Origin of the sequence: Catellatospora chokoriensis (assembly GCF_011297315.1) — a bacterium.
Taxonomy (GTDB): domain Bacteria; phylum Actinomycetota; class Actinomycetes; order Mycobacteriales; family Micromonosporaceae; genus Catellatospora; species Catellatospora citrea.
Window position 1 is genome coordinate 86,711 of sequence record NZ_JAAOTI010000021.1, and the last position, 13,988, is coordinate 100,698.

At 71.5% G+C, this 13,988-nt stretch carries 12 protein-coding genes; 10 read left to right on the forward strand and 2 right to left on the reverse strand.

All coding sequences use genetic code 11. The features are described 5' to 3' along the window. Positions 1-59: 59 nt before the first annotated feature. The 4 genes from hisB to priA are packed head-to-tail and all read left to right on the forward strand — an operon-like array spanning position 60 to position 2,442. Positions 60-686 (forward strand): imidazoleglycerol-phosphate dehydratase HisB, encoded by a 627-nt coding sequence (gene hisB, locus HAV39_RS28020; protein WP_191842183.1) that lies wholly within the window; start codon positions 60-62, stop codon positions 684-686. Between the two features lie 22 nt (positions 687-708). Then, on the forward strand, positions 709-1,332 hold the full coding sequence (gene hisH, locus HAV39_RS28025) for an imidazole glycerol phosphate synthase subunit HisH (RefSeq protein ID WP_120316092.1): 624 nt from the start codon (positions 709-711) through the stop codon (positions 1,330-1,332). A gap of 55 nt (positions 1,333-1,387) precedes the next feature. Further along, entirely contained in the window at positions 1,388-1,720 is a 333-nt protein-coding gene (locus HAV39_RS28030; protein WP_120316091.1) for a hypothetical protein, read from the forward strand. Next, the gene (gene priA, locus HAV39_RS28035) at positions 1,720-2,442 is read left to right on the forward strand and encodes a bifunctional 1-(5-phosphoribosyl)-5-((5-phosphoribosylamino)methylideneamino)imidazole-4-carboxamide isomerase/phosphoribosylanthranilate isomerase PriA (RefSeq protein WP_191842184.1); all 723 of its coding nucleotides are present in this window, start codon (positions 1,720-1,722) and stop codon (positions 2,440-2,442) included. Before HAV39_RS28030 ends, priA begins: the two co-directional genes overlap by 1 nt. Before the next feature lie 92 nt (positions 2,443-2,534). Here the strand turns inward: priA and HAV39_RS28040 are convergent, their stop codons facing one another. Beyond that, on the reverse strand, positions 2,535-3,443 hold the full coding sequence (locus HAV39_RS28040) for a LysR family transcriptional regulator (RefSeq protein ID WP_191842185.1): 909 nt from the start codon (positions 3,441-3,443) through the stop codon (positions 2,535-2,537). Positions 3,444-3,514: 71 nt separating this feature from the next. Here HAV39_RS28040 and HAV39_RS28045 point away from each other — a divergent pair, with 71 nt between their 5' ends. Next, positions 3,515-4,471, forward strand: coding sequence for an EamA family transporter (locus HAV39_RS28045; protein WP_191842186.1), 957 nt, complete (start codon positions 3,515-3,517; stop codon positions 4,469-4,471). After that, entirely contained in the window at positions 4,468-5,226 is a 759-nt protein-coding gene (gene hisF, locus HAV39_RS28050) for an imidazole glycerol phosphate synthase subunit HisF (protein WP_191842187.1), read from the forward strand. The genes HAV39_RS28045 and hisF overlap by 4 nt, the downstream gene beginning before the upstream one ends. Positions 5,227-5,329: 103 nt before the next feature. Here hisF and HAV39_RS28055 read toward each other — a convergent pair whose 3' ends face one another. After that, positions 5,330-6,052: a Bax inhibitor-1/YccA family protein gene (locus HAV39_RS28055; RefSeq protein WP_191842248.1), complete on the reverse strand. Its 723-nt coding sequence runs from the start codon at positions 6,050-6,052 to the stop codon at positions 5,330-5,332. A gap of 234 nt (positions 6,053-6,286) precedes the next feature. Between HAV39_RS28055 and HAV39_RS28060 the strand changes: the two genes are divergently transcribed. From HAV39_RS28060 to HAV39_RS28075, 4 genes are read left to right on the forward strand one after another with little or no spacing between them, the layout of a single operon-like run. Next, on the forward strand, positions 6,287-9,427 hold the full coding sequence (locus tag HAV39_RS28060) for an efflux RND transporter permease subunit (RefSeq protein ID WP_191842188.1): 3,141 nt from the start codon (positions 6,287-6,289) through the stop codon (positions 9,425-9,427). 7 nt (positions 9,428-9,434) lie between these two features. Further along, positions 9,435-9,896 (forward strand): efflux RND transporter periplasmic adaptor subunit, encoded by a 462-nt coding sequence (locus HAV39_RS28065; protein WP_203736068.1) that lies wholly within the window; start codon positions 9,435-9,437, stop codon positions 9,894-9,896. 16 nt (positions 9,897-9,912) lie between these two features. After that, positions 9,913-13,275 (forward strand): efflux RND transporter permease subunit, encoded by a 3,363-nt coding sequence (locus tag HAV39_RS28070; protein ID WP_191842189.1) that lies wholly within the window; start codon positions 9,913-9,915, stop codon positions 13,273-13,275. Then, positions 13,268-13,942 carry a phosphatase PAP2 family protein gene (locus HAV39_RS28075; protein ID WP_191842190.1) on the forward strand — a complete coding sequence of 225 codons (675 nt, stop codon included), beginning with the start codon at positions 13,268-13,270 and terminating at the stop codon, positions 13,940-13,942. The genes HAV39_RS28070 and HAV39_RS28075 overlap by 8 nt, the downstream gene beginning before the upstream one ends. Positions 13,943-13,988 lie beyond the last annotated feature (46 nt).

Here is a 13,988-nt window from a genome sequence, read left to right on the forward strand (position 1 = left end):
AGCGAGCGAATCATGAGGCTCAAGGCTCATGTCGTCGGCGGGCGCAGCGAGGTGACGGCATGACCAGGACCGGACGCGTCGAGCGGGTCACCAAGGAGACCAAGGTCCTCGTCGAGATCGACCTCGACGGCACGGGCCGCGGCGACATCAGCACCGGGGTCGGCTTCTTCGACCACATGCTGAACCAGATCGCCCGGCACGGCGGCTTCGACCTGACCGTGCGCACCGAGGGCGACCTGGAGATCGACGCGCACCACACCATGGAGGACACCGCGCTCGCCCTCGGCGAGGCGTTCGCGCAGGCACTGGGCGACAAGGCGGGCATCCGCCGGTACGGCGACGCGGTGGTGCCGATGGACGAGGTGCTGGTGCAGGCCGCGGTCGACCTGTCCGGGCGGCCGTACGTCGTGCACGACGAGCCGGAGAACATCGCCGACTACATCAACCCGGGCAGCGGCCCCGTCTACCCGACGTCGATGACGCGGCACATCTTCGAGTCGTTCGGGCAGACCGCGCGGATCACGCTGCACGTGTCGGTGCTGCGGGCGTCCCGCCCGGGGCAGAAGCCGGACGCGCACCACGTCATCGAGGGCCAGTTCAAGGCGCTGGCCCGGGCCCTGCGCACCGCCGTGGAGATCGACCCGCGCAGCGCGGGTGCGGTCCCGAGCACGAAGGGCGTGCTGTGAGCGAGCGCGGCGAGGAGAAGGCATGAGCCCGAAGGTGACGGTGCTCGACTACGGGTCGGGCAACCTGCGCTCGGCGCAGCGGGCGCTGGAGGCGGCGGGCGCGGACGTGGTCGTCACCGCCGATCTGGCCGCCGCCGAGCGGGCCGACGGCCTGGTGGTGCCGGGCGTGGGCGCGTTCGCCGCGTGCATGGCGGGCATCGAGGCCGCGCAGGCCGGGCCGGTGATCGCCGACCGGGTCATGGCCGGGCGGCCGGTGCTGGGCATCTGCGTCGGGGCGCAGATCATGTTCGACTCCGGAGACGAGCACGGCGTGGTCACCAAGGGCCTGGGCCTGCTGCCCGGCGCGGTGACCCGGCTGGCCGCGCGCCGGGTGCCGCACATGGGGTGGAACCTGCTCGACGCGCCCGCGGGCTCGACACTGTTCACCGGGGTCGAGGCCGACGCGCGCTGCTACTTCGTGCACTCGTACGCCGCGCCGCCCAACGCCGAGCTGGACGCGGTCGCACTGGTCACCACGTCGACCCATGAGCGCGCGACGTTCGTCGCCGCCGCGGAGCGGGGGCCGCTGGCGGTCGCCCAGTTCCACCCGGAGAAGTCCGGCGCGGTCGGCGCACGCGTGCTGCGGAACTGGATCGCCACGCTGTGACCCCACTCGTTAGGCTCGCCGCGACGTTGCGGCGGGACCGGGGTGGAGACGACACATGAGCAAGGAACGCAAGCTGCGCCGGGAGGCGCGCGAGGCGGCCGCACGCAAGGCCGTCGCGGCCGAGGAGCGGCGGGCGGGCCGCCGCCTGGCGCGTCGCGCCCTCTGGCGCCGGATCAGCCTGTATGAACTGCGCATACGTCGTACCGGCCGGTTGTCGGCACGGCGCAGCGCGGCCGAGCGGGCCGGGGTCGCCATCGTGGTCGCCCTGGCGCTGTTCGTGATCTGGACGCTGGTGCCGTCGACGGCGCTGGCCCTGGCGCTGACCCTGCTGCTGACGCTGACCCTGCCCGTGTTCGTGATCGTCGCTTTCGATCGAAGGAGTTCCTGATGGCCCTGGATCTGCTGCCCGCCGTGGACGTCGTCGGAGGCCAGGCGGTGCGCCTGGTGCAGGGTGAGGCCGGCAGCGAGACGTCGTACGGCGCGCCGCTGACCGCCGCGCTGGACTTCCAGGCGGCCGGGGCGCAGTGGATCCATGTCGTCGACCTCGACGCCGCGTTCGGCCGGGGCTCCAACGCGGCGCTGCTCGCCGAGCTGGTCGGGCGGGTCGACGTGAAGGTCGAGCTGTCCGGCGGGATCCGGGACGACGCGTCGCTGGCCGCGGCGCTGGCCACGGGCGCGGCCCGGGTCAACATCGGCACGGCGGCGCTGGAGGACCCGGCGTGGTGCGACCGGGTCGTCGGCGAGTACGGCGACCGGGTCGCCGTCGGCCTCGACGTGCGCGGGCGGGTGCTGTCCTCGCGCGGCTGGACCCGGGAGGCCGGCGACCTGTACGAGGTGCTGGAGCGGCTCGACAAGGCGGGCTGCGCCCGGTACGTGGTCACCGACATCCTCAAGGACGGCATGCTCCAGGGGCCGAACCTGCAGCTGTATCGCGACATCTGCGCCGCGACCCCGGCTCCGGTGATCGCCTCCGGTGGCGTGTCGACGCTCGACGACCTGCGCGCCCTGGCGACGCTGGAACCGATCGGCGTCGAGGGCGTCATCACCGGCAAGGCCGTGTACTCAGGTGCGTTCACCGTCGCCGAGGCGCTGGCGGTGCTGGCCGCCTGACCCGCTTTGGCATAGACGTTGGCCTATCACATCGAGTTCGATCATCGAATATGCGATGTGATAGGCCAACGTCTATCGGAAGCCGGGTGGGGTCAGGAGCCGGCGCGGGCGGTGGTGCGGGTGGACCAGGCTTCGGTCACGGCTTCGATCACGGCTTTGACGGCGGGGCGCTGGTAGTGGGCGGTGCGCCAGGTGACGCTGACGCGGCGGGTGGGGACCGGGTCGACGGGGACGACCACGGTGCCGGGGGCGATGGATATGCGGGCCAGGCGGGGCAGCAGGGCGACGCCCAGGCCCGCGGCGACCAGCGCCTGCTGCGTCTCGAACTCGCCCACCAGGTAGGCCGGGCGCAGGCCGGGCAGGGCGCGGACCAGCCAGTCGTGGCAGATGGTGCCCTCCGGCGAGGCGATCCAGCGCTCGTTCGCGGCCCGGTCCAGCGGCCCCGGCCCAGCCGTGGCGAGCGGGTGGTCGGCGGGCACGACCAGGTCGGCGGTGTCCTCGCCGAGCACGGTCGAGGAGACGCCCGGGGGCAGGTGCAGGCGCACCTCGCGCCAGTCGTCGATCACGGCGACGTCGACGCGGCCGCGGTCGAGCGCCTGGAGCGCCTCGTACGGGTTGGTCTCCAGGACGCGGGGGCGCAGGCGGGGATACGCCGTGGTCAGGGCGGTCAGGGCGGGTGGCAGCAGGCCGCGGCAGGCGGTGGCGAAGCAGGCGACGGTGACCTCGCCGGCGACCTCGCCGCGGTAGGCGTCCAGCGCGGCGGAGGCGGTGTCGGCGGCCGCGAGCACCAGCGCGGCGTGCTCGGCCAGCAGCCGCCCGGCGTCGGACAGGCGCAGCCCGCGGCCGTCCTTGTGGCACAGCACCGTGCCGGTCTCCCGCTCCAGCTTCGCCAGCTGCTGGGACACGGCCGAAGGCGTGCAGTGCAGGGCGGCCGCGGCGGCGTGCACGGTGCCGTGGCGGGAGAGGGCGTCGATGGCGCGCAGGCGTCCCATGTCGAGCATGTAGCGATTCTAAACGAATACTGAAGAACTATTCGCTGGTGCTGCACGGTTGTCCGGCTGAGACTCGGCTCATGAAACCCAGGGACATCATGCTGGCCGTGGCCGTCGCCGCCGCGTGGGGCTGCAACTTCGTGGCGATCGAGGTCGGCCTCGGGCAGATGCCGCCGCTGCTGTTCGGCGCGTTGCGCTTCGCGCTGGCCGCGTTCCCGGCGGTGCTGCTGATCGGCGGGCCGCGTACGCCCTGGCGGTGGGTCCTCGGGATCGGGCTGGTGCTCGGCGTGGTCAAGTTCTCGCTGCTGTTCGCGGGCATGGCCGCCGGGCTGCCGGCCGGGCTGTCCTCGCTGCTGCTGCAGAGCCAGGCGATCTTCACCACGGTCTTCGCGGTCGCGCTGCTGCGTGAGCGGCCGGGACCGCGCCAGTGGGCCGGGCTCGCGGTCGCCGTGGCGGGCGTCGGGCTGGTCGCCTCCCGGCTCGGGTCGGACCGGCCGGTGGAGGGGTTCGTGCTGGTGTTGGCCGCCGCCGTGGCGTGGAGCGTCGCCAACATCATGATGCGGCGGGCCGCTCCGCCCGACATGCTGCGCTTCATGGTCTGGGTGTCGGCGGTGGCCACGCTGCCGCTGTTCGCGCTGTCGCTGCTGTTCGAGGGGCCGGACCGGATCGGCGCGGCACTGTCCGGGCTGGACCTGTCGGGCCTGGGCGCGCTGGCCTACATCGCGGGGATCTCCACGCTGGCCGGGTTCGCCGGATGGGGCGTGCTGATCAAGCGGTACGGCGCGGCGACGGTGGCCCCGTTCTCGATGCTCGTCCCGTTCTTCGGGATGAGTTCGGCGGCGCTGTTCCTGGGTGAGCCGCTGCAGGCGGGCGACGTGATCGCCGGGGCGCTGGTCATCGGGGGAGTGCTGCTCGGGGCGAGCGGCGGCGGCCGGGCCGCGGTCCCGGTGGACGGCGAGCCACCGCGCCGCGCCGCGTCCCACGAGCCGGACCAGCGGGTCGTCGCGGCGGGTCGGCAGGTAGCGTCGAGCGCATGAGTGTCGCGGTGCGGGTCATCCCCTGTCTGGACGTGGACGCCGGGCGGGTGGTGAAGGGGGTCAACTTCGTCGACCTGCGCGACGCCGGTGACCCGGTGGAGCTGGCGGCGGCGTACGACGCGGCAGGCGCCGACGAGATCACCTTCCTTGACGTGTCCGCCTCCGTGGAGGGGCGCGGCACGATGCTCGAGGTGGTGCGGCGCACCGCGGAGACGGTCTTCATCCCGCTCACTGTGGGCGGTGGCGTGCGCTCGGTCGACGACGTGGACGTGCTGCTGCGCGCGGGCGCGGACAAGGTCGGCGTCAACACCGCGGCGATCCACCGCCCGGAGCTGATCACCGAGATCGCCCGCCGCTTCGGCAACCAGGTGCTGGTGCTGTCGCTGGACGTGCGGCGACTCTCCGACGGCGGCGGGTTCGAGGTGACCACCCACGGCGGCCGCAAGTCGGCCGGGCTGGACGCGATCGAGTGGGCGCGCCGCGTCGCCGACCTCGGCGCGGGGGAGATCCTGCTGAACTCCATGGACGCCGACGGCACCAAGGAGGGCTTCGACCTCGAACTGATCAAGGAGGTCCGGGCCGTGGTCGACATCCCCGTGATCGCCTCCGGCGGCGCGGGCAAGGCCGCCGACTTCCCGCCGGCCGTGGACGCCGGGGCCGACGCCGTGCTGGCGGCGAGCGTCTTCCACTTCGGCGAGGTCACCATCAGCGAGGTCAAGACCGCCCTGCGCGCCGCCGGCCGCCCCGTCCGCTGACCTGACCATGTCGAGCGCGAGTAGTCGCAGCTCACCGCCTCGGAACGCTAACAAGGGCACCTTCCACTACGGAAACCGTTAAGAAGGTGCCCTTCCTTTGGGCTCAGCGGCGGAGGTAGCTGAGGAGGCGGAGGATCTGCCAGTAGAGGAAGATCAGGCCGACCAGCATGCCGAAGGCCAGGTACCAGCCGTAGCGGGGTGGCAGGCCGGCGGCGACCGCGCGCTCGACCTGGTCGAAGTCGATGACGAAGGTCAGCGCGCCGACGATGATGCAGATGACCGCGAAGATCACGCCCAGCGTGCCGGCCTGGTAGATCGGCAGGGCGCGGCCGAAGAGGCGCAGGGCCAGGTCGACCAGGCTGAGCAGCAGGATGCCGAGCAGCGCGCCGGTGATCACCTGGGTGAACCGCTTGCTGGCGCGCAGGATGCGGGCCCGGTAGAGCGCGGCCATGGCGAAGAAGACGCCGAACGTGCCGATGACGGCCTGCACGACGATGCCGGGGAACTGCTGCTCGAGTTCCCGGCTGACCACTCCCAGGAAGATCCCTTGCAGTACGGCGTACCCGCTGATCACCAGCGGGTTGGTGATCTGCTTGAAGGTGATCACCAGGGCGAGCACGAGCGTCGCCAGCGTCGAGCCGATCACGGCGATCCCGGTCCAGGCCGGGGCCTGCAGCAGGTTCCAGGCCGCGGCGGCGCAGGCCACGGTGACGGCGATGAGCACCAGCGTGCGCCCGCACACGCCGTCCAGGGTCAGGCCGCGCCGCTGGTCGAGCACCACCGGCGCCTCGATCGGACGGGTGAGCACGGGATTGGAGCTCTGCATCACCACGGACGTCCTCCGCTGACGACGTGAACGGCACTCTCAACCGGACATTAGCTGTCTAAATGCTCTCAGTCTGTGCGTTTACTGGGATAACTCTGAAATCCGAATGTGCTTCTCAAATCGGGCAGAAGCGGTTTACGGTCAGCTTATGCGTGTTGGGCGAACTGTCGTTCGCACCCCATCGGACGGATGTACCTTCCGCTCCGCCGGTCGCCGGAGGAGAGGTCCACGACCATGATCCGCTGGATCGTCGGCACCAGTCTCAAGTTTCGCCTGCTGATCCTGCCGCTGGCGGCGGCGCTGCTGGTCCTCGGCGCGGTGAGGCTCAAGAGCGCGCCCGTGGACGTGCTGCCCGAGTTCAGCGCCCCCCGCGTGGAGGTGCAGACCGAGGCGCTCGGCCTGTCCGCGGAGGAGGTCGAGCAGCTCATCACCGTGCCGCTGGAGTCCGACCTGCTCAACGGCGTCGCCTGGCTCGACCACATCAACTCCGAGTCGGTGCCCGGACTCTCCTCAGTGGAACTGATCTTCGAGCCCGGCACCGACGTGTACCGGGCCCGCCAGATGGTGCAGGAGCGGCTGACGCAGGCCGGTGCGCTGCCCAACGTGTCCAGCCCGCCGGTGATGCTGCAGCCGCTGTCGTCGACCAACCGCGTCATGATGGTCGGCCTGACCTCTGAGGACGTCCCGCTCACCGAGATGTCGGTGCTGGCCCGCTGGGTCATCAAGCCGCGCCTGATCGGCGTGCCGGGCGTGGCCAACGTGGCGGTGTGGGGCAACCGCGAGCGGCAGCTGCAGGTGCAGGTCGACCCGGCGAAGCTGCAGCAGAACGACGTGACGCTCAACCAGGTCATCGCGACCACCGGCAACGCGCTGTGGGTCTCCCCGCTCACCTTCCTGGAGGCGTCGACCCCCGGCACCGGCGGCTTCATCGACACGCCCAACCAGCGCCTGAGCATCCAGCACATCCTGCCCATCCGCACCCCGCAGGACCTGTCCCAGGTGACCATCGAGAGCCAGGAGGGCGACAAGCGCCTGCGCCTGGGTGACGTGGCCACGGTGGTCGAGGACCACCAGCCGCTCATCGGCGACGCGCTCGTGGAGAGCGGCCCCGGCCTGATGCTCGTGATCGAGAAGCTGCCCGGCGCGAACACCATGCAGGTGACCAAGGACGTGCAGGCCGCGCTCAGCGCGATGAAGCCCGGCCTGACCGGCATCGACATGAACACGAACGTGTACCAGCCGGCCGCCTTCATCGACCAGGCGCTGGACAGCTCCGCCCTGGTCGCGCTGCTCGGCCTGCTGCTGCTCGCACTGGTGCTGGCGCTGTGCTTCTGGGAGTGGCGCACCACGCTCACCGCGTTCCTGGCGGTCGTGGTGTCGGTGGCGCTGGCCTGGGTGGTGCTGAGCTTCGCCGGGTACGGCGTGAACCTGATGCTGCTGGCCGGCCTCGTGCTGGGGGTGGTGTTCGCGATCGCCGACGCGGTCGGCGACGTCCGGCACATCGCGGGCCGGCTGCGCGAACGCCGGCTGTCGGGCAGCGAGGAGCCGGTCGGCCGGGCCGTCTTCAACGCGGCGCTCGAGGTGCGCAAGCCGATGGCGTACGCCACCGTCATCGCCCTGGTCGCGGCCGCACCGGTGCTGCTGCTGCCGGAGCTCACCGGCCTGTTCTTCCGGCCGCTGGCCCTCGGCTTCATCGCCGTCGTGCTGGCCTCGACGGTGGTGGCGCTGACCTTCATCCCGGCCATGTCACTGGTGCTGCTGCGCAACGCGGCCCTGGAAAGGCACTCCTCGCCGCTGCTGCGGACGGCGCGCGGCTGGTACCCGAAGTCGCTGTCGCCCGTGCTGCGCACGCCCGCCATCGCGTACGGGCTGGCCGGGCTCGTCGCGCTGGGCGGTGTGCTGGCCCTGGCCCAGCCGCTGGCCCAGACGTTGATGCCGGCGCTGCGCGAGCGCAGCCTGCTGGTGCACTGGGACACCACCCCCGGCACCTCCGGCATCGAGATGACCCGGATCACCGAGAAGGTGAGCAAGGACCTGCAGGCGGTGCCCGGCGTACGGGCCGTCGGCGCGCACCTGGGCCGGGCGATCACGTCCGACCAGGTGGTGAACGTCAACTCCGGCGAGCTGTGGGTCAACATCGATCCGGCCGCCGACTACGGCGCGACCCGTGCCGCCATCGCCTCGCTGGTGAAGAGCTACCCGGGGCTGGACACCGACGTGGTGACCTACCCCGAGGAGCGGATCACCCAGCTGCTCGGCGGCGACGAGGAAGCCGTGGTGGTGCGGGTGTACGGGCAGGACCTCGACGTGCTGCGGAGCAAGGCGGCCGAGGTGCAGCAGATGCTGGGCTCGGTCGACGGCGTGGTCAACCCGACCGCCGACCTGCCGGTGGAGGAGCCGACGGTGCGGGTCAAGGTGGACCTGGCCAAGGCGCAGCAGGCGAATATCAAGCCCGGTGACGTGCGCCGGGCGGCCGCGGCGATGCTGTCCGGCATCCAGGTCGGCAACCTCTTCGAGGACCAGAAGGTCTTCGAGGTGGTCGTCTGGGGTGCGCCGGCGGTGCGCAACAGCCTGTCCAGCATTCAGGACCTCAGGATCAACACGCCGTCGGGGCAGCAGATCCGCCTCGGCGACGTCGCCGACGTGTCGATCGCGCCGAGCCCGACCGTCATCGAGCGCGACTCGGTGTTCCGGTACGTCGACGTGAGCGCGGGCATCAAGGGACGCGACTACCGGGCCGTGGTCGGCGACGTCGAGTCCAAGCTGGGCGCGATCCCGTTCCCGCTGGAGCACCACGCGGAGCTGCTGGGCGCGTACGAGCACCAGCAGGAGAACCAGAACCGGCTGCTGCTGGTCGGCGTCGCGGCGCTCATCGCGATCTTCCTGCTGATGCAGGCGGCGATCGGCAGCTGGAAGCTCACCGCGCTGGTGTTCCTGGCGCTGCCGGTGGCGATGGCCGGCGGGCTGGTCGCCGGGCTGATCTCGGGGCTGTCGGCGATCACCACGCTGGTCGCGCTGGTCGCCGTGGCCGCGATCACGGCCCGGTTCGTGCTCCAGATGGTCGGCCACCTGCAGGCCCTCGAGCGGCAGGGCGGGGAGCCGTTCGGTCCGGGCCTGGTGACCCGGGCGGCCCGGGAGCAGGCGGGCTCGATCCTGGTCACCGCGGTGTGCACGTTCGCCCTGCTGCTGCCGCTCCTGCTGCTCGGCGGCCGGGCCGGCATGGAACTGCTGCGGCCGATCGTGCTGGTCGTGCTGGGCGGCCTGGTGCTGGCCGTGCTGCTCAGCCTCTTCGCCGTGCCCCCGCTCTACCTGCGCTTCGGGGCCGGCTCGCAGCGCGAGGACCTCGCGCTCCACGCAGATCCACGGTTGGGGTGACCTGGCGATGAGACACCACTTCGGCGAGAAGCTCGACCGGTGGACGGTCGGCGGCCTGCTGGTCGGCCTGCTGGTGGTCGGCGCGCTGGGCGTCGCCGCGGCCAGGGGGGTGCCGACGAGCACCTCGACACCCGCCAAACCGGCCAAGGTGGAGGCGATCGAAGGCAGCAAGGTCAAGAAGGTCACGCTCACCGAGGAGGGAGTGGGCCGGCTCGGCCTGACCACGGTGCCGATGGCTGAGGCGGCGGGGGTGAAGACCATCCCGTACTCCGCGCTCATCTACCAGCCGGACGGCAGCACATGGACCTACGTCGAGACGGCGCCGCTGAGCTACCAGCGGGAACCGATCACCGTCACCAAGATCGAGGGTGACCAGGTCAGGCTGTCCCAGGGGCCGGCGGCCGGGGCCAAGGTGGTGTCCGTAGGCGCGGCGGAGCTGTACGGCGCCGAGACCGGCATCGGCAAGTGACGGGGGCGGCGCGGCCATGATGCGGTGGATCGTCGGATCGAGCCTGAAGTTCCGGGCGCTGGTGGTGGCGATCGCCTGCGGCATGATGTTCTTCGGCGCCGGCCAGCTGCGCGACATGCCGGTGGACGTGTTCCCGGAGTTCGCCCCGCCGCGCGTCGAGGTGCAGACACCCAGCCTGGGACTGTCCGCCGCGGAGGTCGAGGCGCTGGTCACGGTGCCGCTGGAGCAGGCGCTCAACGGGGTGGAGGGGCTGGCCGACATCCGGTCCAAGTCGGTGTCGCAGCTGTCGTCGATCGTGCTCATCTTCAAGCCGGGCACCGACCTGCTCAAGGCGCGCCAGCTGGTGTCGGAGCGGCTCAACGAGGCGTCGGCGATGCTGCCCACCTGGGCGAGCCCGCCGGTCATGCTCCAGCCGCTGTCCTCGACCAGCCGGGTCATGAAGATCGGGCTGTCCTCGGACAGCCGGTCCGTGATGGAGATGTCGATGGTCTCCTACTGGACCATCCGCAACCGGCTGCTGCGCGTGCCCGGGGTGGCCAACGTGGCCATCTGGGGCGAGCGCCTGCAGATGATGCAGGTGCAGGCCGATCCGGCCCGGATGAAGGCGCACGACGTGTCGCTGGACGAGGTCATGGAGGTCACCGCCGACGCGCTCGACGCGGGCCTGCTGCGCTACTCCGACGGTGCGGTGATCGGCACCGGCGGCTTCCTGGAGACCCCGAACCAGCGCATGGCGATCCAGCACGTGCTGCCGATCGTGACGCCGCAGGATCTGGCGCAGGTCCCGGTGGCCGAGCGGGACGGCAAGAAGGTGCTGCTGGCGGACGTGGCCACGGTCAAGGAGGACCACCAGCCGCTGATCGGCGATGCGGTGATCAACGGTGGGCCCGGCATCATGCTCATCGTCGAGAAGCTGCCCTGGGGCAACACGCTGGAGGTGACCGAGGGCGTCGAGGCGGCGATGAAGGAGCTCTCGCCGGGCCTGGCCGGCATCTCCGTCGACACGACCATCTTCCGGCCGGCCACCTTCGTGGAGACCGCCATCCACAACCTGGGCCGGGCGCTGCTGCTGGGCTGCCTGCTGGTGGTGCTGGTGCTGGCGCTGTTCCTGTTCGAGTGGCGCACCGCGCTGATCAGCGTGGTGGCCATCCCGCTGTCGCTGGTGGGCGCGGGTCTCGTGCTGCACGCGTTCGGGTACGGCATCAACACGATGATCCTGGCGGGGCTGGTGATCGCCGTCGGCGTGGTGGTGGACGACGCCATCATCGACATCGAGAACATAGTCAGACGGCTGCGCCAGGCGCGGCGGGCCGGCGCCGACGACTCCGTGCCCACGACCGCCAAGCTGGTGCTCGACGCATCGCTGGAGGTCCGGGGCCCGATCGTCTACGCCACGCTGATCATCATCGCGTCGGCCGTGCCGATCTTCTTCCTGGAGGGCCTGACCGGCGCGTTCTTCCGGCCACTGGCCCTGGCCTACATGCTGGCCGTGCTGGTGTCCATGGTGGTCGCGCTGACGGTCACCCCGGCCCTGGCGCTGATCCTGCTGCGCCGGGCGCCGCTGGAGCGGCGGGAGTCGCCGCTGGTGCGCTGGCTGCAGCGGGGTTACCAGTCGGCGCTGAGCCGCATCACCACGCGGCCGGTGCGAGCGTACGCCCTGGTGGCGGTCATGACACTGGCCGGCCTCGCGGTGCTGCCCGGCCTGGGCCAGGCGCTGCTGCCCTCGTTCAAGGAGCGCGACTTCCTGATGCACTGGGTCACCGAGCCCGGCGCGTCGCATCCGGAAGAGGTGCGCATCACCGAGCAGGCCAGCAAGGACCTCATGGCCATCCCGGGGGTGCGCAACTTCGGCGCGCACATCGGACAGGCGCTCATCGCCGACGAGGTGGTCGGGGTCAACTTCGGCGAGAACTGGATCAGCATCGACCCGGACGCCGACTACGACGCGACGCACCAGAAGATCGAAGCGGTCGTGAACAGCTACCCGGGCCTGGTCCGCGACGTGCAGACCTACCTCAAGGAGCGCATCCGCGAGGTGCTCACCGGGTCCGGCGACGCGATCGTGGTGCGAATCTACGGCGAGGACCTCCAGGTCATGCGCGAGCAGGCCGAGAAGGTGCTCAACGTGTTGTCCGGCATCGACGGCGTGGTCGACGAACACATCTCGTTGCAGAAGCAGGTGCCGCAGGTCGAGATCGAGGTCGATCTCGCCAAGGCGCAGCAGCTGGGCATCAAGCCCGGTGACGTGCGCCGCGCGGCTGCCACGCTGATGGCGGGCGAGGAGGTCGGCGACGTCTTCCGCGACGGCAAGTCATACGACGTGCAGGTCTGGAGCACGCCTGAGACGCGGGCCAGCGTCACCGCGATCCGGCAGCTGCCGATCGACGTGCCCGCCGGCGGCACGGTGCCGCTGGGCGAGGTGGCCGACGTGCGCATCGCGGCGACGCCGAACCAGATCGAGCACGATGCCACCCTGCGCAAGATCGATGTCGACGCGAACGTGAAGGGCCGCGACCTGGGTTCGGTCGTCGGCGAGCTTGAGGAGAAGATGCAGACCGTCGATTTCCCGCGCGGCCACTACGCCCAGATCCTGGGGGAGTACGCCGAGCGCCAGGCCGCCGACCGGCGGCTGTTGGTGTACGCCGTGATCGCCGCCGTCGCCATCTTCTTCCTGCTGCAGGCGTGCTACGGCAGCTGGCGGCTGGCGGCGCTGTCCTTCCTCACCCTGCCCGCGGCCCTGGTCGGCGGCGTGCTGGCGGCGTTCCTGAGCGGCCGGGTGATCTCACTCGGCTCGCTGGTGGGCTTCTTCACGGTGCTCGGCATCGCCGCCCGCAACGGCATCCTGATGATCAACCACTTCCAGCACCTGGAACGCGAGGAGGGCGAGACGTTCGGGCTGGAGCTGGTGCTGCGCGGCGCGCGCGAGCGGCTGTCGCCGATCCTGATGACGACGCTGGCCACCGCGCTGGCCCTGGTGCCGCTGGTGGTGCTGGGCAACCTGCCGGGTCACGAGATCGAGTACCCGATGGCCGTGGTGATCCTCGGCGGCCTGGTCACCTCGACCCTGCTGAACCTGTTCGTGCTGCCCGCGCTGTACCTGAGGTTCGGCCGGGGCCGCCGCGACGACACGCTCGACGCGGGCCCGACCCCGCCGACCTCGCCGTCCGGTCCCCGGCACGGTGCGACCGACCCGCAGCCGGGCACCGGCCCGCAGACCGGGCTGTCGCCGAACCTGGCGATGGACCGCGGGGCCGCGCACCCCGGCGGACCGTCACCAGGCGCGGCGACGGCTCGTGCGGCCTCCCGCGGCGGGGTGCGGGCAGGCCCCGCGGCGGCCGCTCGCGTCCGCATGATCAGGGTGAGGTTGCGCGTTGCCTGATCGCGCGTTGCGGGGGTGGCTGGCCTTCGGCGCGGGAGCGACGCTCGTCGGGGTGTGGGTGCTCGCTGGCATCACCGACGACGTGGTCGCGCAGGAGGAGCTGAGCAGGAGTGATCCGCCGGTCGCGAGTTGGCTGGCGGATCACCGCACGCCCTGGCTGACCCCGTTCATGCAGGCCGTGACCTGGCTGGGCAGCGGCTGGGTGACGGTGCCGCTGCTGGTGCTGGCGGCGCTGCTGCTGCCGGTGTGGCGCGACCGGCGGCGCACCGTGGCGCTGGTGCTGGCCGTCTCCATGGGCAGCGCGCTGCTGGTCACCGTCGGCAAGCTGCTCACGGTGCGGCCGCGGCCCGTCGTCGGCGAGGTGCTGACCACCGCGACCGGGTACGCGTTTCCGTCCGGCCACAGCGCGCAGGCCGCGGCGGCGTACGGGGTGCTGGCCCTGCTGGTCAGCGTCCGCGTCGGGCGTGCGGCGAAGCCGCTGGTCTGGCTGGCGGCCACGACGGTGGTGCTGCTGGTCGGCTTCTCGCGGATGTATCTCGGCGTGCACTGGCTCACCGACGTGCTGGCCGGCTACGCCCTGGGCGCGTGCTGGCTCGCCGTCGTCGTGGCGGCCGCGGTGGTGCACGACCGCCTGCGTGCCGCCTCCCGCCCTCGGGTGAACGTCTGACCTGGACTGATTCGGTCTCACGGAGCTCGGCGGTGTGCCAGGGTGC

Coding starts and splice junctions, on each gene's coding strand:
- HAV39_RS28030 (WP_120316091.1), top strand. CDS start 1,388: ATGAGCAAGGAACGCAAGCTGCGCCGGGAGGCGCGCGAGGCGGCCGCA.
- HAV39_RS28065 (WP_203736068.1), top strand. CDS start 9,435: ATGAGACACCACTTCGGCGAGAAGCTCGACCGGTGGACGGTCGGCGGC.
- HAV39_RS28040 (WP_191842185.1), bottom strand. CDS start 3,443: ATGCTCGACATGGGACGCCTGCGCGCCATCGACGCCCTCTCCCGCCAC.
- HAV39_RS28045 (WP_191842186.1), top strand. CDS start 3,515: ATGAAACCCAGGGACATCATGCTGGCCGTGGCCGTCGCCGCCGCGTGG.
- priA (WP_191842184.1), top strand. CDS start 1,720: ATGGCCCTGGATCTGCTGCCCGCCGTGGACGTCGTCGGAGGCCAGGCG.
- HAV39_RS28055 (WP_191842248.1), bottom strand. CDS start 6,052: ATGCAGAGCTCCAATCCCGTGCTCACCCGTCCGATCGAGGCGCCGGTG.
- hisF (WP_191842187.1), top strand. CDS start 4,468: ATGAGTGTCGCGGTGCGGGTCATCCCCTGTCTGGACGTGGACGCCGGG.
- HAV39_RS28070 (WP_191842189.1), top strand. CDS start 9,913: ATGATGCGGTGGATCGTCGGATCGAGCCTGAAGTTCCGGGCGCTGGTG.
- hisH (WP_120316092.1), top strand. CDS start 709: ATGAGCCCGAAGGTGACGGTGCTCGACTACGGGTCGGGCAACCTGCGC.
- hisB (WP_191842183.1), top strand. CDS start 60: ATGACCAGGACCGGACGCGTCGAGCGGGTCACCAAGGAGACCAAGGTC.
- HAV39_RS28060 (WP_191842188.1), top strand. CDS start 6,287: ATGATCCGCTGGATCGTCGGCACCAGTCTCAAGTTTCGCCTGCTGATC.